Here is a 17,771-nt window from a genome sequence, read left to right on the forward strand (position 1 = left end):
CCTCCCTTTCCTCCATCCTCCCTTCCTCCTTCTATCCTTTTTTAACAGGTACACACCCATGGTAACGGGCGGGGATCATTTCATAATGGGTAATGTTGGTCATCACATATTCGGACGTCATGTAGCCCTGGATCGTGAGGTTTTTGACCATGCTGAAAAAGCCTTTCTGTGTCGCGTCGCTGCTTTTTTCGATATCCGACAGGATTTGCAGGCGCTGCTCCTTGCTCGCATCCACAAACGACTTGCCGAAACGCTGAATGCTTTGTTCATCGATATTCGAAACGCCGCTAGCCAGGCTCGCCTGCGCTTTGGAATCGTAACAATCCTTCACCATTTTCTGTACGAAATCTCCTACTCCCAGCTCTCCCGCTCCCGGCGTGTCGGTTTTGGGGATAATGGTTTCGACAATCATCGTCAGATTTTTGGATTGGTCTGCCGAAAGCAACCCGCTCTTCGCCACCGCACTCTTGTTCCAACCGGATGCCCAGGAAGGCAAACCCGCCATGGCGCCCATGGCCACAGCCATGCTTTTAAGCGCTACGCGTCTCTCCATTTTCGTTTTTGTTTAACGTGGTATTTTTAATGTTATCGTTTGTTCTTCTTTTGTCATTTGTCGTCAAGGGTTGCCAGGAGGTTGACATTTGTTGTCAAGCATTGTCATTGGTTGTCAGGAAGTTGTCATGAATTGTCGTTGATAGTCGGGAAGTTGTTAAGGATTGTTACTTATTGAAACAATTAGGATTTTGCTCTCTCCGACTACGCTTGACCATTCTCAATGACACCGGCCTATTCTTGGCCATACCTTAACATTCTTGACCATACATGACAATTCTTGACAACTTCCTGACCACAATTGACTATACCTGACCACACCTGACTACGCCTGACAATTCTTGACCACATCCGGCCAAAGGCGTCACTCTTCGAGAAAATCCAGATCGCGACCGTGTGTTTCAGGAATGGTGAGGATGCAGAAAATGCCGATCGCAAAACAGATCAGCCCTACCAATGCACCAGCCTGAATGACCGTGAAAGAACCTTTAAAAATAGCGAATAATGTAGTCATTCCCACCACGGTTCCGCGCACCATGTTGGGAACGGTCGTGGCGGCCGTGGCACGCAGGTTGGTACCGAACTGCTCCGCACCAATGGTCACGAACATCGCCCAGTAACCGATCCCGAAGCCCAGCAAAGTGGCAATGGTATAAAAAAGCGAGACCGATTTAATGTCCGCAAAAAGGTAAACCAGGCTGCATATCAATGTAAAAATCATCAGGTAAAAAACAGCCTTCTTGCGCGATTCGAGCCAGTGGCTGATGAACCCGCTGCAAAGGTCGCCCACCGAGAGACCTACATAGCACCACATAATGGAAAGGCCCGGCTTAATGGGCTCTTCGATCCCCAGCGCTTTTCCGAATTCGTTGCTGAATGTCGCCAGGATACCGATCACAAACCACGTAGGAAGTCCGATACCAATGCATCTGAGGTATCTTCCGAGCCTGTCTTTATTGGTAAACAATGCAAAAAAGTTACCTTTCTGGACATGCTCTTTTTCCTTGATATCTTTAAAAATACCCGATTCAAAAACACCGATCCGAAGCAAAAGCAGCGAAATGCCCAGCCCGCCACCGATGAAATAGGCATAGCGCCAGTCGAAAAACTCGACCGTGAAATAGGCCACCACGGCGCCCAGCAAACCAATGCCCGCCACGAGCGAGGTACCGATCGCGCGCAGGTGTTTGGGAAGGATTTCGGAAACCAGCGTGATACCCGCCCCCAGCTCACCCGCCAGACCGATACCGGCAATGAAGCGAAGCGATTTGTAAACGGTCACGTCCTGTACGAAGCCGCAGGCGATATTGGCGAGGGAATAAGTGATAATGGATCCGAAGAGCACGGAAAGGCGCCCCTTCTTATCCCCCAGCACACCCCACAATATCCCGCCGATGAGCAGCCCGGTCATTTGCCAGTTCAGAATACTGGCGCCGGTGACGGAAATGTCCGCTTCGGAAAGGCCTAATGCAGCCAGACTCGGCAGGCGCACGATCCCGAAAAGGAGCAAATCATAAATATCTACGAAGTAACCAAGGGCAGCGACAATTACGGGAGCACTGAAAAGGTAGGAAGCGTCTGAGCGCGTTGCTGTGACGGATGACATTTGGTTTTGTATGGGTTTCATCGGAATAACTTGCAATATTATGCAAATAGCCGGACATAAGCCCGGCTATTCGTTGGTAAATTATTAAAATTTAAATAGAAAGTTTTGTTTTACGACACATTCAGTTAAAACGACTTTCATAGCAAATGCCCGCTTACAGTTCCAACTTCTGCTTGTCTTTCAGCAGTTGCTCCTTCAATTTGGCATAATCCACGTCCTGCACCGCTACTTTTCCGTCGATCGCTTGCACAGCAGCTGTGGCCGCGCTCTGGCCGAGGATCATGAACACCGGCTCCATGCGGATAGACCCGTAGGCAATATGCGACGCCGAAACGCACACCGGCACCAGCAGGTTTTCGCATTCCGCTTTCCTGGGAACAATGGAGCCATAGGAAATGCTGTAAGGCGTTTTGGGATGCACGCCGATGTCCCCCTCATTTTGTACGAAACCATCCTCTTTTACGTAGCGCTGCGCATTATGCGCGTCGAGCGAATACGAACCCATGCCAACGGATTGCGCTACCGCTTTTTTACCCAGTGTCTCATTCTCGGTCATGACACTCAGCCCCAGCATCCGGCGTGCTTCGCGGACGTAAATCTGATGCGGCCAGCCGCCATTGTCTTTAAATTCGTCCTTGGGCAAGCCCCATTCACCTACTTTCGTGCGAACGTCAGCAGGAACCGCGGGATCGTTAGCCAAAAAGTACATCAGGCCTTTCTGATACAACTCATGCTCTTTGATAATCTCCTTGCGGCGTTCGTACGAAGCATCGGGATAGTCGTAGTTCTGACCGATAAAGTCCGTACTGAACGGGCCATGGTTATTGGTATCCGTTTTACGATTGGGAATGGGATCATATTTGTCGAAAGTTTCGGTCCAGCCTGCTTTGTACACCCGGGCGAGGAGCTCGTATTTGCCCGGGTCGTAACCTTCCGGTTTTGCAAACGGAATGCGGTTGTCGGGATGCGACGAGAGGCACATGCGGAAGCAATAGGCCTGAATCTTGTGGTCGCCTTCCCCATTCTTACCGATTTTCTCCGCCGTGACGTAAGGCAGCAAGCCGCTGTTCGGATCGCCTTCGACCTTGTAGGGGCTGATATTCTTGGCGAAATAATGCCTGTGCTGGAACACGCCCGCCTGGATACCGTTCCACTCCTCATTGTAAACACTGTTGGCCTCGCGGCCTACGTGGTATTTCACACCTGCAGCGGCCATCAGATCACCTTCGTAGGTGGCGTCGATAAACATTTTACCCTTGAATGTCTTGCCGCTCAAAGTTTTGAAAGAGGTAATCCGGCCTTTGCTTTTCTGCACACCGCTTTTGCCTCGGTCGAGCCATTCGTCGCGGTAGATTTTGATATTGTTTTCTTTCACAAAATCCTCAAAGACCTGTTCCGCTACGTGCGGCTCGAAAATCCACATCGTTCGCTCCGCACCGTCCATCGCCACTGTCCCCTGGCCTTTGTTACCATATTCTTCCTTTTTCTGCCAATGCCAACCGTCCGGCGTATCATAATGCAGGTAAACGCGATGGTAAAACTCACGCGCGAGCCCGCCGATCACGGATTTATTACCGGTATCGGTGAAGCCTAACCCGCCGGAGGAAAGACCGCCCAAATGCTTGTCAGGCGAGACTACGAGCACCGTTTTGCCCGATTTCACCACCTGCACCGCAGCCGTAACCGCCGCGCAGGTACCACCGTAAACGATGACGTCGGCCTCGTACGACTGCGCGGAAACAATTCGCGACATGGCCTGAGAAATGAGGATTGTGGCTAGTAAGAGTAATTTTTTCATTGAAATTTCATGTTGTGATTTTAAAATGTTGACCGCCGATTGTCAAATGGACAGGTGCCGCCCCTCAGGGGCTGGTTTCGGTCCTACATGCGCAGGGATGCAAACCGCCGGCAACCGTCAGCGGTCAGCCGTCGGCACAAACAGCACCGCATCGGCCGCAACCGCCCCTGACGCCCCTTCCGACGAAATATTCACCGAGCTCGCATTGCCTTTAGGGAAATTGAATTTTCCCGCATTGTACCATTCGCCCGAAGTTTGCCCTTCCACGACAATGTCTTTTTCAAGCACTGAAATGTTTTTGGTTTCGCTGCCCGCTTTCACCGAAAGCTTTATTTCCGAAGCTGGTTTGGCCACTTTTGGAAAATAAACGTAGATCTGATAGTTGCCCGGCGCTGCGATTTGAGGCGTAAAAGTCACCGAGCCGCCATTTTTGTCGTTTTCAGAAGTAGCCAGGAACGACGGGCCGTACCCGCCTTTTTTAACCGACTCCCAGTTTCCTTTCACGAAAACGTGCTGGCTATCCTCATTATCTACCAGGATTTCAGGGGTTTTACCATTTACCAGAGGGTCGGCTTTGAGCTTTGCCTGCAATTGGGCGATGTCGATCTGCTGCACGCTCTTCTTCGAATCGATGGCCATGACCGCCGCGATGGCTGATGATTGCGCAAGCACCATGAATACAGGTTCCATTCGAATGGAGCCGTAGGCAATATGTGTCGCGGAGAGGCACACCGGCACCAGCAAATTGGTACATTCCTTCTCTTTCGGTACCAGCGAGCCGTAGGCAATCGGGTAAGGCCCGAAGCCGCCGATCTCCACATTACCCTCGTTTTTGGCCATGCCATTAATCACAATGCGCTGAATGTTGTGCGAGTCCATCGTGTAGGCGGCCATTCCGACACCGTCCTTCACTACTTCCTTGCCTTCACAATTCGCCTGGGTCATTACGTAGCTGCCGACCATCCGCCGCGCTTCACGCACGTACAGCTGCGGCGACCAGTTGCCGGTCTCGACGTACTCATCTTTGGGATACCCCCATTTCAGCATTGCCTCGCGCAGCTCCGCAGGCACGCGCGGATCGTGACCAAAGAAATAGAGCAGCCCCTTGGTGTAGGTTTCGTGCGCTTTGATAATCTCTGCCCGCTTTTTGTAATCGGCATCCGGGTAATCGTGGTTCATGCCGATCATGTCGGTCGAGAAACCGTTACGATTGTTAATATCCGTTTTGTTGTTCGGCATTTTACTCCATATGAAGTAATCGTTCAGCGTTTTGCGCTCAGGCTGCTTCGCGATCAGGCGTGCGAGGAGTTCGAAATGGCTTACATCGTAACCTTCCGGCTTCGTAATCGGCACCATATTGTTCGGATCCGAAGTGAGGCAAATGCGGTAGTTATAAGCCTGCACCTTTTTGTCGCCCGTGCCGTTCGGTTCCAGTTTGGCAGGGGAAACGCCCCAGAGCAACCCGCTTTCAGGCTTTCCGGCAATTTTATAGGGATCGATGCCATCCGGCAGCTGATGCCCTTTCATGAGCTGCACACCGTCGATCGTCTCATTATAATCGCTGTTAGCTTCGCGGCCGACTGCGTAGGAAACACCTGCTTTCGCCATCAGGTCACCTTCATAGGTACAGTCGAGGAATACCTTTGCAGAAACCGTCTGATTGGTTTTAGCATCCGGTTTAATACTGTTTTCCAAAACAATGGATTTGATCTCCGCGCCCGATTTACTGGCACCGATCACCCGGCTTTGGTATACAACCTTAATCCCCGCCTCATCCAGGTACTGCTGCAAATAATGCTTGGCGACTTTGGGCTCGAATGTCCATTGCTCGAACTTGCCGTAATGCTTGCCAATGCGACGATAAAAGTCCCTCGACAGGCCCGTAATGGCATATTTGTTGCCGATATCCGTGTAGCCGAGGCCCCCGGAGGTCATACCGCCCAGGTGCCCGCCCGGCTCGATGAGTATGACGGATTTACCCATTCTCTTAGCCGTATAGGCCGCGATTACCCCGGCTGCTGTTGCGCCGTAAATGCAGATGTCCGCCTGCACCGATGCCTTTGCTGCCTCCGGTATCCCGATACCTGGTCGAAATCCTGACAACAGGAAGCCCTGCGCCAGGGAGCCCTGCGCCAGGAAGCCCTGCGCCAGGCACGCAAACAGACAAGCAAACCGTGCTATTGCTATCTTTTTTCTCATTGTTTTTGAAATGATTAAAATGCTCAATAACCCGGATTCTGATCTTTGGCGGTAATGGCCTTGTTATACAGAATCTCGGAATTCGGGATCGGCCATAGCATATGCTTTTCGGCGACGACAATGTTTTTTACTTCTAAAATGCGCTGCTTGGCTATTCCTAACCGTTTCAGGTCGTTCCAGCGCTTGCCTTCGTACATGGTTTCGTAGCCCCGCTCCTGCACCACCTTGTCGATGTAGGTTTGTGTTGTGGCAAAATCGGCGAGTTTGAAATCGACCGTTGAAGCTGCTTCGGCAGGCTTTCCGTAAGCGCGGCGATGCACCTTATTGAGGCTTTCGAGGCCGTCGGCAGTAGGCTTGCCATTCGCGCGGGCATCCGCTTCTGCGTGAAAAAGGAGCAGATCGGCGTAGCGGTACCAGGGGTAGTCGTTACCTGCGCCGGAGGTAGCCAGCGGGTCGCGGTACTTGCGGTACAGCATCGAAGTGGCACCCAACCCGATATCCACATTGTAAAGAATATGGTTTTTGCGCAAGTCTTTGAAATCCCAGTTTTTAATTACCGAATTGGAAACCGAATCGGTGTACTGTGCATACACGCCACCCGGGCCGTAGTAATTATACTGGCCAATTTTACGGTGCGCATAGCTCACCAGCCCGAAGCCTTGCTGACGGGAGTATTTAAAGTAGAAGATCTCCTCCGGCGTATTCACTACCTCCGGTCCGTAAATCTTCTGAAAATCCTCCGAAACGGTCACTGCTACCAGCGAATACTTCTTGGAATCGATCACCTCTTTTGCCTTCGCGCGCGATTCCTCCCATTTTTCGAGGTACAGGTACACTTCCGACAGCATGGTCTTCGCAGCCCATTTGGTAGGTCGCCCGATTTCGGAAGGATTGTCGGGAAGCCCGGCTTCTGCCGCCAGCGCATCGGCGACAATGAGCTTGTAAACATCCTCCACGCTTGACCGTGGAATGTCGGTCACCGTCATGTTTTCTTCCGTGCGCAGGGGCACGCCCGCCCAATTACGCACGAGTGCGAAATAGATGAGTGCCCGCATGTATTTGGCCTCCGCTACGAATGAAGCCTTTTCTGCGTCCGTCATACTCGTCCCTTTCGGTACGTTCGCGATGACCAGGTTCGCATTCCGGATCGATTGGTAAAAGTTGTCCCAAATCGTAGCCACGCGGTTAATGTTCGTGTTGTCAAGCCCCTGGTAGAGGCTCACGGCTGTTTGGGTACCTCTTGAATTACCATAATCGGCCAACCCTTCGAGCTGTGCGGGGTAGTTCGTCGACAATGCGGCGTCCAGGCGCATCGGCCCGTAGATTGCATTGACAGCCGCTTTGGCTTCCGCTGCGGTGTTATAAAAATTTTCGGAGGCCAGCGACTTGGGCTTCTCTTCCAGGATATCGGAGCAACCCACGCAAACCGCCGCGAAAAACAAAGTCGTGAATATCTTTTTCATATCAATCATTTCTTTAAACCGGTTGTAAAAACTGACCTTAAAAACCTACTCTAAGCCCCACAGTGGTAGTTTTCGCTACGGGATAGACATAGTGGTCCACGCCCTGCACGATGGAGTTGCCGCCTCCGTAAGAGTTTACTTCCGGGTCATACCACGAGTATTTGGTGAAGGTGATCAGGTTTTGGCCGCTCACATACAGCTGCCCGTATTTCATCCATTTGATATGCAGCTTGGAAACCGGCAGGTTATAGCTGAGCTGGATGTTCTTGAACCGCAGGTAAGAGCCATCTTCTACAAACCGGTTGGACATTTGCGCCTGTGAGGAAGTTTTGATGATCGGGTATTTCGCATTGGTATGCTCAGGTGTCCAATGGTCGAGATACACTTCCCGAGGCATGTTGAGCGCCTGGCCGTAGTCGTAACCCTGCCCCTGCGCACTCAGGTTGAAAATGTCGTTACCCTGCGATCCCTGGATGAAGAACGTCAGTTCGAAGTTTTTGAACGACATATTCGAGTTGAAGCCGTAGGTAAATTTCGGGTTCGGATTACCGATGATCTGCTTGTCGCCCGCGTCGCGGCTGCCGCTGTTATTGTAATCTTCATAAGCAATAAAACCCTTCTCGTCGTATCCTTTCTCCACATAACCATAGAATGACCCAAGCGGGTAACCCTCCCGGAGGATATTGACGTTGTCGTTCACCGCCGCCCCGATTGTACTGCCGAGAATGTCATTTCCCCCGTACAGCTTCACGACCCTGTTCCGGTTAATGGACAAATTGGTCGACACATTCCATTTGAACGCCCCTTCCAGCACGGCTGCATTGACACCGAACTCAAAACCTTTGTTTTGAATTTTTCCGATATTCTGAATTGTAAAAGTGTAGCCTAATGAAGATGGCAAGGCGACATTGTTCAGCAGATCGCGGGTATTTTTGATATAATAATCAGCTGTGACATTGACGCGATTGTTCCAAAGCCCGAGGTCGATACCAAAGTCGGTTTGGGCCGTAGTTTCCCATTTCAACGATCCTGCGAGCCGCGTACCAGGTGCATAGGATGTCATGAATGCATCACCAAACACGACCTGCCCCGAATTGAGCTGATTCAATGTGTAATAGGGCTGGATGGATGTGTTACCCGTTTCTCCGTAACCGGCTCTCAGTTTCAGGTCGGATATGAATGGGATATTTTTGATAAACTCCTCCTCTGACAAACGCCATGCCAGCGCACCGGAAGGGAAAAAGCCCCATTTCTGCCCTTCGCTGTACCGCGACGAGCCGTCCGCGCGGAAGCTGGCCGTAGCGAGTATCTTATTGTTGAAGGTGTAGTTGACGCGCGCCAGGTAGGAAAGCAGCGACCATTTCAGGTACGACGTGCTCGGAACACCCTGCGTAGCGGCTGCACCGATGTCGTAAGTTTCCTGGTTGTCGCTGATAAAGCCACTTCCCGTGGCCTTCAAACTGGTCTGCGTATAATTCTGATATGTGAAACCCGCGACGGCAGACACGCTGTGCTTGCCGAAATCTTTCAGATAACTAATGGTATTTTCACTCAAAATGCTACTGATACGCTGGGTTTCTACCGATGCGCTTCCCTTTGAATTGACATATTTGGTAGTCGTGTAGGCATCGGTACGGTCGTCTGTACTTTCGATCCCCGCCAGTGATTTGATCAGCAAACCCTTGACAGGCTCGAATGTAATCGCACCATTAGTCAGTATTTTGTTAGACTGTATAGCGTCCGATTGCTGGTAGAGAAAATTAAGCGGGTTGGTAATCACGTTGGAACCCCATGCGTACGCCTCAGCCAGTCTCGAATAGCTGCCATCGGGAAGTGTGGCGGGAATGGTCGGATAGCCGGAAAGCATAGCCGACATCAGCGTTCCTCCCCGGTTCCCTCTTTCTGAATTCTTACGGTCCGAATCGATACGACTCAAAAGCGAACTGAGATCAAATTTGAATTTCTTGCCGATATCAGAACTCAGGTTGATGCGTAACGCATTCCGCACGTAGTCACTGCCTATTACAATACCGTCCTGGCTGAAATTGCTCGCGGCCACCGAAAACCGTGTTTTTTCATTTCCACCGCTCACAGTCAGCGAATGGTTCTGGATCGGCGCTTTCTGGAATACCAGATCCTGCCAGTCGGTGCCTTTGCCGAAACCAGCTATCTGATCCGCTGTGAAATGCGGTGCAAGGCCGTCGTTTGCTGCTTGTTCGTTGTAAAAGTTGGCATATTCGGTCGCATTCATCAGGTCGAGCTTTTTGCGGATGGTTTGAACACCATAATAGCCGTCATAGTCCACACTGACGCGGCCTGCTTTTCCTTTTTTGGTCGTAATGAGCACGACGCCATTCGCTCCGCGCGAACCGTAAATAGCCGTTGCGGAAGCGTCTTTCAAAACTTCAATGGATTCAATATCCGCATTATTCAATAGCGTAGGATTCCCGGAATACGGAAAGCCGTCCACCACGTACAATGGCTCGTTACTTCCCTGAATGGAGTTGGTACCCCGCACGCGAACGCTGATGGAGCTACCCGGCGCACCTGTATTCTGTGACACATACACACCTGCCGCGCGGCCCGCGAGCGATTGCACGAGGTTGGTAGCCGGGTAAGCATTCAATTCCGTCGATTTGATGGACGCGACCGAGCCGGTAAGATCACTCTTCTTGACTACGCCATAGCCAATCACGACAATCTCCTGCAGGGATTTGTCTTCCAGCACCATACTGATCGTCAGGGCAGTCTGACTACCCAGCACGATCTCCTGGGATTTATAGCCTACAAAACTGAAAACCAACACCGAGTTAGGTGCGCTCGTTTCGGGAATTTCGAGCTGGAAGCTGCCATCCGGGTTGGTGGTCGTACCCGTTTGCGTTCCTTTCAGCACAATGCTAACGCCGGGCAATCCTGTGTTGGAATCACCGTCGAGCACTTTACCGGAAACCGTTCGTTTGGGCGCGTTCGCGGGTACGTTCTGCCCCGGCGCCGTTCCGGGTGCAGCGTTTTCGAGTCTTCTCAGGATGATGATCTTGCCGGAAACCTCGTAATCGAGTCCCAGCGGCGTCAGAATATGGTCCAGCGCTTCGTACAATGGTTTGTCTTTTAAGGAAACTGTCACTTTCCGGGCAGATTTGATCAGCTTGGAGCTGAACACGAAGCGTACATCCACCTGTTTTTCCACCTGGCTGAGTACCTTTTTGACTTCGCTGCCATTCGCCGTCACCGAAATTTTCTGGCTCAGAAGGGATTGCGCGCTACCTTCACGTGCGTAACCCGTGACGATAAACACCAAGGCAAGCATGAGTTGAGTAGCTGTCATTCGCATGGTCCACAGTAATACCTTACGGTACTTTAAAGGTTTTTTCATAGATTTGATTGTTTTGTAGAATAGGAAATTTGGCAAAACGATCCCTGCCTCCCGCTGGGGAGGGTAATGGCGACCAACCTGTCAGGGAATTTTCGGAGCCGGTGATGCGGGAACATTGCCGGCTCTTCTTTTTTAGGATAAGCTTTCTGTTTTTTCTATCGGGAGTTAAAGGGTTACGTGATTATTTCTGATTAATTCCTGCATCCTTTACTATGGATGATCACCTGGCCATCGACGATCTCATAGCTGGATTCCACGGCCTTGCATATGATATTAAGCTTGTCGTGAAGTGTCTGGTTATCGAGGCGTGCGGTAAGCGGGCAATCTTTCAATAATGCCTCGTCGTATAAAATATCGATGCCATAGGCCCTGGCGATCGTGTTGAAGACTTCGCTCGCAGGCGTGTCTTCAAATTCAAACTGGGGTATTTCGGCTTTGGCCACCACCATTTCAGGCTTTTCGACCAGCGTTTTCACCATTTTGACCTCGTTGCGCGCATAAATAATCTTCTGGTTCGGGGTGAGTACCACGCCCTGCAACTGCCTGTCGGCAACTTTCTCCTTCAAATGCGGGTCCGATTGCGCGAATACGGCGACTTTTCCGGTTTTCACTTCCACAGTCACTTCACGCGAATCGCCATAGGCTTTAATGCGAAAACTGGTACCCAACACTTTCGTCACCAAACCATTGGCATACACGAGAAAAGGATGCTCAGGGTCTCTGGCAATATCAAAAAATGCCTCTCCTTCCAGAAAAACCTCGCGGCGTTCTCCGTCAAGCCGCTCCGGATAGCGAATACGACCTTTCGGAGCGAGGCTTATTTTGCTGCCATCGCTTAATACAAGCTCGATGGTTTGGGAGGTTGAATTCGTCTTTTCCGTCAATGCCCCGTTATGCTTGATCATGCTATCCTGCTGGCCAAGTTCCGGCTTTTCTTCTCTTTTGATCATCACCGAATACACGGCCCAACCAAACAGCATGATCAAAGCCACCGAGGCTGCAAATTGCATCCAGGGAATGGAGAATGCCGGTACGAGTCGGCGCGGGGTCCGGGCGGAGTCCTCATTGGGCTCGGTTATCCGACCGACAGTTTGTTTTACCACCTGGTTAATCTCCACATCGTCGATCTCGGGTTCGTGCAAGCGAAGGGAAAGTACGATGGCCTTGGCCTGTTCCACTTTTTCAAGCATTTCAGGATTGGCGTCAATCCAGTCGTCCCAAAGCGCCTCGGTTTCGGAAGTAGGCGACAGCGTCCATTGACGGAAAAAATCGTCCCAGACAAAGTCTTCAACAGAAAAATCGTTGTAGCGGTCCATACCAGTTCATTGTGTCTAAATGAGTATAGACAAGGCCGGGCACCGGATACCAATAATTTTTAAATTATTTCTTCAGAAAAGAATAAAATATAGCAGAATGGCTGACGATGTGCGGATTAGAATAGAAAATGCAGCAGAAAAAATATAAGGAATTCAGCTTTCCAGTTTGTTTTCAAATGCCGGATAGCAATTTGCAGCAGGTTTGACACTGTCTGCGGCGACACCGCCATCACCTCCGCGATCTGTTCGCGGCTGAGTTCCTGAAAAAATTTGAGGTATACCACTTCCTTTTGCCGCCGGGGCAGTGCATTGATCAGCTTCTGCAAGTGATACGTGCGGGAATGGGTCGCTTCGTTGCGGATATAATCGTCTTCAACGGAAAACTCGATCTCGAAATAATCGTCCTCTTCCTGCAATGCCTCCCCGCCTACCCATGAGCGGGAGGACACCTGCCTGTGCATCAGGCGCCGGAGCGAAGCCATCAGATACGGCTTCACAGCTGCATCGGGATTGAGGTTATCCCTTTTTTCCCACAGTACCAGGAATAAGTCCTGAATGCTGTCCTTTACCAGTTCCCTGTCCTTGGAAAATTTGCTCCCATACCTGAACAGCAGGCGAAAATTATCGGACATCAACTTTTCGAACGCCCGTACCTCTCCCGCCAGGAAATCCTGCCAGAGCACGCGATCTTCCGGAAAAGGGGACGTTGAATTCATAACTTGTTGAAAGGGACGACTAAATAAGTCAAACTTAACCGCAAACTCAATTTATTTTACAAGATTAGTTTAATTGAATCAGGTTATCGTCCTATCCACACCATTACTCGATCATCACTTTAACTGTCTGTTTCTGACCGTTCTGATTTTGAAATTGCAAAACGTAAATACCGGATGCAGCCGGAGTCAGCGGTTTCAGGCTTACCTTATCCGGCGCTTCGATCACCGTTTTGGCGGGCAGCACCCTGCCATTTAAATCGATCAGACGAACGGAGGGGGCATTTACTCCTTTTGCAGAAAGTGTGATATGATCCCGTTTTGCCGGATTCGGGGCCACCATCGGATGGTCCTCAATCGGCGCAGGCTTTCCGTCGTCGATGGATATTTCATCGATGCGGATCTTTCCTACCCCATTACGGAAGCGCATCTCGAAGTTCGAAAGTTTCGTTTTGGAATAGGCCGACGCTCCGGGGTATGCTTTGGCCGCCCTGGCGACCGGTTCGTCGTCTACCCACAGATCGTAGGTCCCGGGCATCGCAGTTTCCTCTGCAGAAGTGGCATGAATCCGGTACATCAAAGGCTCTTCCGAGTTATTCAGAATCCACTTGAGGGTAACCAGTTTCTTTTCGGAATAAATTTTGCTCACCTGCCTCGTCTCCATATCTTTGATATTAAACCCGTCTTCCAGAAAGTTCACCGAGCATTTGGCGAACATTAATCCATTGCTGGGGAAGGAATTATTGACCGGGTTAAAATCTTCACCTACATAAAAATACATCGCATTCAATGCAGGTGCCTGAATACCCTCCACGCTGAATGTCATGCTAACGACCAACGTTTCGGGACTGGGAATAAAAGGCGTGGCGCGCATAGCACGTATAATGCCCCCCGTTGCCGAATCGAGCTGACTTCGGGTGAACTCCATGTAGCCTTTGTGAAATTTGTGGTAAGAGAGCGCAGGCGCCGTGAGAATGACGTGACTAAACTGGCCCGTATCGGGTTGGGGGTTGATCAGGCCGGTAGTTTGGCTGAAATCCTGGTGGAAGTAGGTTGTTTGCGCGCTGCCGGCAAATGATGCCAGCAGCGCGCAGGCGGAGGTAAAGTATTTTTTTAGCATAAACCGATTTGTAGTTTATGCATTTAGACGTGAGATGTCCGGAATGGTAACGCGATGTAGAACTTTTTTTTAATGACTTCTCCCAGCCTCCCGAACCTTTTCAAGTTCCGCGGCCATCGCCTTTACTTTCGCCGGATACTTGTCCGCCACATTGTTTTTCTCCCCAATATCTTTACTCAGATCATACAACTGAGGCTTGGGATTAGCACCGGTTTCTATATTGGTGAGCTCGGCAACTGCCTTGCCTTCCCGCGGTTCAATGTATTTCCAGTTTCCTTGCGTAATAGATAATGCGCCGCCCTGTTTGATCAGCCAGCTGCGGCCTGTCTGAGTTTTACCCAGCATCGCGTCCATTACATTAAAACTATCCACACCTTCTTCGCTTCCGGTTTTCTGCTGGAAGAAATGTGCGAAGGAAGCCATCATGTCGATCTGGCAAATCAATGCATCCGAAACCGTACCCGGCCTGATCGCCTGTGGCCAGCGCGCCAGCCAGGGCACCCGCGTACCACCCTCGAATGCGCTGTACTTTCCGCCTCGCAGCGGGCCGGCGGCACTGTGCCCTTTCGCCAGCTCTACGGCGTGGTCGGCATAGCCGTCGTCGAGTACCGGGCCGTTGTCGCTTGAAAAGATTACCAGTGTATTTTCTGCAATTTTGAGCTCATCGAGTTTCTTCAATATCTCTCCCACTGTCCAGTCCATTTGCAGGATCACATCACCGCGCAACCCCATTTTGCTTTTGCCTTTAAACTGCGTGCTCGGCATCCGGGGAACGTGGATGTCGTTCAGCGAGAAATAGAGGAAGAATGGACTTTTCCGGTTATCCTCAATGAATTGTTCCGCTTTGCTCAGAAACACATGCGCCACTTCCTCGTCGGTCCAGCGGGCCTGCTTGCCGCCCGTCATCCAGCCGATCCGGCCGATACCGTTCACGATGGTATTGTTATGCCCGTGATTCGGTGAAGCCGGGAGTTTCAGCAATTCGGGGTTTTCGAGCCCCGTCGGTTCATTGCCTATTTTTTTGGAATAATCCACTTCAATGGGATCGTTCGGATCGAGGTCCTGCACATCGTGATTTTCTACGAAAACCGTTGGAACACGGTCGGAGGTCGCAGGAAAAAAGAACGCATAGTCAAAACCGACTTCATTCGGGCCTTTGGTAATAGGCTTGTTCCAATTGATTTGCTTGTTGGTTTCGCCCAGGCCAAGATGCCACTTACCCACCGAGCCGGTTTTATAACCCGCATTTTGAAAAATGGCCGGTAAAGTCAGTTGATTCATCGGGATGATCAGCGACGCATCGCCCGGAAGTACACCGGTTCCCTTTTGCCTCCACGGATACTTACCTGTCATGAGCGCAAAGCGCGAGGGTGTACAGGTAGCCGAGCTCGCATGTGCATTGGTGAAGCGAATACCTTCCTTCGCCAGGCGATCAAGATTGGGCGTACTGATTTTCGTGGCGCCGTAAGCGCTCAGGTCACCATAACCGACGTCGTCGGCGTAAATGAAAATAACATTAGGTTTGGATTGCTTTTTCTGGGCTTTTACCGCGAATGGCAAAAGCATCGCCGCCGTCAATAGCCACGACGTCATTCGTGAGTACTTCAATTTCATAAGGTTGGGGTTAAGAATTCCGGCTGTGAAGATATTGATTCAGGTCGACTTTGCCGGTTGAAAAGCGAAAGTTTACCCTGGAAAGCATTTTTGAAAATAATGTAACCGCCTGATAAACGGATTTGGAGAGGGTGGGTTGAAATACGTAATGTTGTGATAATACACTGCTATGTTATGGATCAACCCGTTTACGATGTTAAAGTTCTTGAAGATGGTTGCCGTTTTGACTTTTTGAGTATTGGATACACAGCAACGCACAAAGCGATTCTTTACCAAGAGACGGAGATTCCTTTTTTATATTCCCTGACATTAGCAGAAGTACAATGGGATGGAAGGCTTTCGACGACTATTAACAATAGCAATGCGGACGTGAAGCCTACCATGGCAACTATATCTAAAACCATTGAAACTTTCACCGATGCGCATCCAAGAGCCGTCGTTGGCTTTATGGGAAATACCGATGCCAAAACCCGATTATTCAGAATTGCGATCACACGAGATCTTGACAAGTTTTTGGAAAAATACCTGATATGGGGAGTCAGAAGCGATAACGGCAGGCGCGAGCCGTTTAAACCCAATCAGCCTTATCAATATTTTTTCATCACCAGTCGATTTTCAACTTAAAAAGGACCAAAATGAAAGCACAAGCAAAGAAAACCCATGACTTTAAACCACAGCCACTCAAAGGCATATATGACAACTCAGAAGAACTTGGAAGAGATATGAGCCGGTTCCTCCTGGAGAGTTTATTGGGGTCGGTTTACAATCAATCAAGAAGCAAACAGATACAATAAGCCAAAACAGCCCGGAAATGCTTCCGGGCTGTTTCACGTTTTTATATTAAAACCTAGCTGCTCTTCTCGCTGGTCAACTTCTTAATCAAATCCACCTCAGCCTGCTTGTAGGGCGTTCCGTCTTTTCTGAAAATATCGTGAAACCACAAGTCGGGTTCTTTGGTATAGGTCTTTTTCCAGCTATCCCAAGGATAAATGGTTTGCGATTTGCCATCTACGAGGCCCCAATTGATGGCGCCTACGTTGTATTTTTGGGCAATCGGCAAAGATGTTTCGAAGAAGCTGCCGTTTCCGCGCGACATGTATTCGGTGCAAATCAAAGGGCGACCGTATGGTTCCAGCCATTTAATGCGTTTCTCGAATTCCTGCGCATTTTCGTAATTGTGGAATGTGATTACGTCCGATTGTTCGAGCTGCGCTTTTTCGATCGGTTTCAGCTTCTCAGGTGATGACCAGTCACCCGCCCATACGCCCGATGACAGCGGTTGAGAAGGATTCACCGAACGTGCCCATTCAAATGATTTTACCATGAGCGGCAATACGTAATCCACCTTGTTCGGCAATTCCACTTTACCGTAGGAGCTGTTATTGGTGTTATCCGGTTCATTCCAAATATCCCACATCAATACCCTGTCATCGTTCGCGAATGCGGCGACAGTGCCTTTCACGTATCTTTCCAGACGCGGATATTGCGTACTATCCTTCAATGCATTGAATCCCGGGTTTTGCACCCAGCCTGAGTTATGGACACCGGGCTTAGGATCGCGCTGCTTGCCCAGTTTCGGGAACGGGTCCCAGCAGGAATCAAACAAAACCAGTACCGGTTTGATATTGTGCTTTTTCGTGATGTTCAGGAATGTATCAAGGCGTTTGATAAACCCTGTGGAATCTTGCTGATAAAGCAGGTCGTGCAGGTATACGCGCATGGTGTTCATCCCGATGTTTTGCGCCCAGCCGAGCTCTTTATCGATCGTAGCGGTGTCGAAAGATTCCGCCTGGAACATTTCGAGCTGGTTGATAGCCGTGCTGGGGAGGAAATCGGCGCCTACGAGCCAGCCCTGTTTGGCATACCATTCCCTGGCTTGCTCCTTGGTCCATATTTCGCGACCGGCGGATTGCTCCTGTGCCGGGGCTTCCTCTTTTTTCTCGTCGGCTTTCTTGGCGCAGTTCTGCAACGTGAGGCAGGCCGCAACAGCCCAGATAGTCGTTTTTAACAATTTCAT

General features: G+C 50.4%; 12 protein-coding genes. 1 reads left to right on the forward strand and 11 read right to left on the reverse strand.

Annotated elements, in window-relative coordinates; translation table 11 throughout:
- Positions 1-31: 31 nt before the first annotated feature.
- The 10 genes from J7619_RS15550 to J7619_RS15595 form a co-directional block, all read right to left on the reverse strand.
- Complete coding sequence (locus tag J7619_RS15550; RefSeq protein ID WP_291200050.1) at positions 32-553, reverse strand: gluconate 2-dehydrogenase subunit 3 family protein; 522 nt, start codon at positions 551-553, stop codon at positions 32-34.
- A 363-nt stretch (positions 554-916) separates the two neighbouring features.
- Complete coding sequence (locus tag J7619_RS15555; RefSeq protein WP_291200054.1) at positions 917-2,158, reverse strand: MFS transporter; 1,242 nt, start codon at positions 2,156-2,158, stop codon at positions 917-919.
- 154 nt (positions 2,159-2,312) lie between these two features.
- Positions 2,313-3,956, reverse strand: coding sequence for an FAD-dependent oxidoreductase (locus J7619_RS15560; protein ID WP_291200057.1), 1,644 nt, complete (start codon positions 3,954-3,956; stop codon positions 2,313-2,315).
- A 117-nt stretch (positions 3,957-4,073) separates the two neighbouring features.
- Entirely contained in the window at positions 4,074-6,155 is a 2,082-nt protein-coding gene (locus tag J7619_RS15565; protein ID WP_291200060.1) for an FAD-dependent oxidoreductase, read from the reverse strand.
- 23 nt (positions 6,156-6,178) lie between these two features.
- Positions 6,179-7,618, reverse strand: a complete 1,440-nt coding sequence (locus J7619_RS15570; RefSeq protein ID WP_291200063.1) for a RagB/SusD family nutrient uptake outer membrane protein — start codon at positions 7,616-7,618, stop codon at positions 6,179-6,181.
- 37 nt (positions 7,619-7,655) lie between these two features.
- Positions 7,656-10,991, reverse strand: coding sequence for a TonB-dependent receptor (locus tag J7619_RS15575; protein ID WP_310589807.1), 3,336 nt, complete (start codon positions 10,989-10,991; stop codon positions 7,656-7,658).
- Positions 10,992-11,182: 191 nt separating this feature from the next.
- On the reverse strand, positions 11,183-12,307 hold the full coding sequence (locus J7619_RS15580; RefSeq protein ID WP_291200066.1) for a FecR family protein: 1,125 nt from the start codon (positions 12,305-12,307) through the stop codon (positions 11,183-11,185).
- A 116-nt stretch (positions 12,308-12,423) separates the two neighbouring features.
- Complete coding sequence (locus tag J7619_RS15585) at positions 12,424-13,023, reverse strand: RNA polymerase sigma factor (protein ID WP_291200069.1); 600 nt, start codon at positions 13,021-13,023, stop codon at positions 12,424-12,426.
- Between the two features lie 103 nt (positions 13,024-13,126).
- Positions 13,127-14,140: a T9SS type A sorting domain-containing protein gene (locus tag J7619_RS15590; RefSeq protein ID WP_291200072.1), complete on the reverse strand. Its 1,014-nt coding sequence runs from the start codon at positions 14,138-14,140 to the stop codon at positions 13,127-13,129.
- Between the two features lie 69 nt (positions 14,141-14,209).
- Complete coding sequence (locus J7619_RS15595) at positions 14,210-15,754, reverse strand: arylsulfatase (protein ID WP_291200074.1); 1,545 nt, start codon at positions 15,752-15,754, stop codon at positions 14,210-14,212.
- A gap of 174 nt (positions 15,755-15,928) precedes the next feature.
- Here J7619_RS15595 and J7619_RS15600 point away from each other — a divergent pair, with 174 nt between their 5' ends.
- Positions 15,929-16,378 carry a DUF6934 family protein gene (locus J7619_RS15600; RefSeq protein ID WP_291200076.1) on the forward strand — a complete coding sequence of 150 codons (450 nt, stop codon included), beginning with the start codon at positions 15,929-15,931 and terminating at the stop codon, positions 16,376-16,378.
- Positions 16,379-16,601: 223 nt separating this feature from the next.
- Here J7619_RS15600 and J7619_RS15605 read toward each other — a convergent pair whose 3' ends face one another.
- Positions 16,602-17,771, reverse strand: coding sequence for a cellulase family glycosylhydrolase (locus J7619_RS15605; RefSeq protein WP_291200079.1), 1,170 nt, complete (start codon positions 17,769-17,771; stop codon positions 16,602-16,604).

The organism is Dyadobacter sp., from assembly GCF_017744695.1.
GTDB lineage: Bacteria > Bacteroidota > Bacteroidia > Cytophagales > Spirosomataceae > Dyadobacter.

What these genes read in the sequence shown, in the direction of transcription:
- J7619_RS15550 (WP_291200050.1), bottom strand. Translation starts at nt 553, where the DNA reads ATGGAGAGACGCGTAGCGCTTAAAAGCATGGCTGTGGCCATGGGCGCC.
- J7619_RS15555 (WP_291200054.1), bottom strand. Translation starts at nt 2,158, where the DNA reads ATGTCATCCGTCACAGCAACGCGCTCAGACGCTTCCTACCTTTTCAGT.
- J7619_RS15560 (WP_291200057.1), bottom strand. Translation starts at nt 3,956, where the DNA reads ATGAAAAAATTACTCTTACTAGCCACAATCCTCATTTCTCAGGCCATG.
- J7619_RS15565 (WP_291200060.1), bottom strand. Translation starts at nt 6,155, where the DNA reads ATGAGAAAAAAGATAGCAATAGCACGGTTTGCTTGTCTGTTTGCGTGC.
- J7619_RS15570 (WP_291200063.1), bottom strand. Translation starts at nt 7,618, where the DNA reads ATGAAAAAGATATTCACGACTTTGTTTTTCGCGGCGGTTTGCGTGGGT.
- J7619_RS15575 (WP_310589807.1), bottom strand. Translation starts at nt 10,991, where the DNA reads ATGAAAAAACCTTTAAAGTACCGTAAGGTATTACTGTGGACCATGCGA.
- J7619_RS15580 (WP_291200066.1), bottom strand. Translation starts at nt 12,307, where the DNA reads ATGGACCGCTACAACGATTTTTCTGTTGAAGACTTTGTCTGGGACGAT.
- J7619_RS15585 (WP_291200069.1), bottom strand. Translation starts at nt 13,023, where the DNA reads ATGAATTCAACGTCCCCTTTTCCGGAAGATCGCGTGCTCTGGCAGGAT.
- J7619_RS15590 (WP_291200072.1), bottom strand. Translation starts at nt 14,140, where the DNA reads ATGCTAAAAAAATACTTTACCTCCGCCTGCGCGCTGCTGGCATCATTT.
- J7619_RS15595 (WP_291200074.1), bottom strand. Translation starts at nt 15,754, where the DNA reads ATGAAATTGAAGTACTCACGAATGACGTCGTGGCTATTGACGGCGGCG.
- J7619_RS15600 (WP_291200076.1), top strand. Translation starts at nt 15,929, where the DNA reads ATGGATCAACCCGTTTACGATGTTAAAGTTCTTGAAGATGGTTGCCGT.
- J7619_RS15605 (WP_291200079.1), bottom strand. Translation starts at nt 17,771, where the DNA reads ATGAAATTGTTAAAAACGACTATCTGGGCTGTTGCGGCCTGCCTCACG.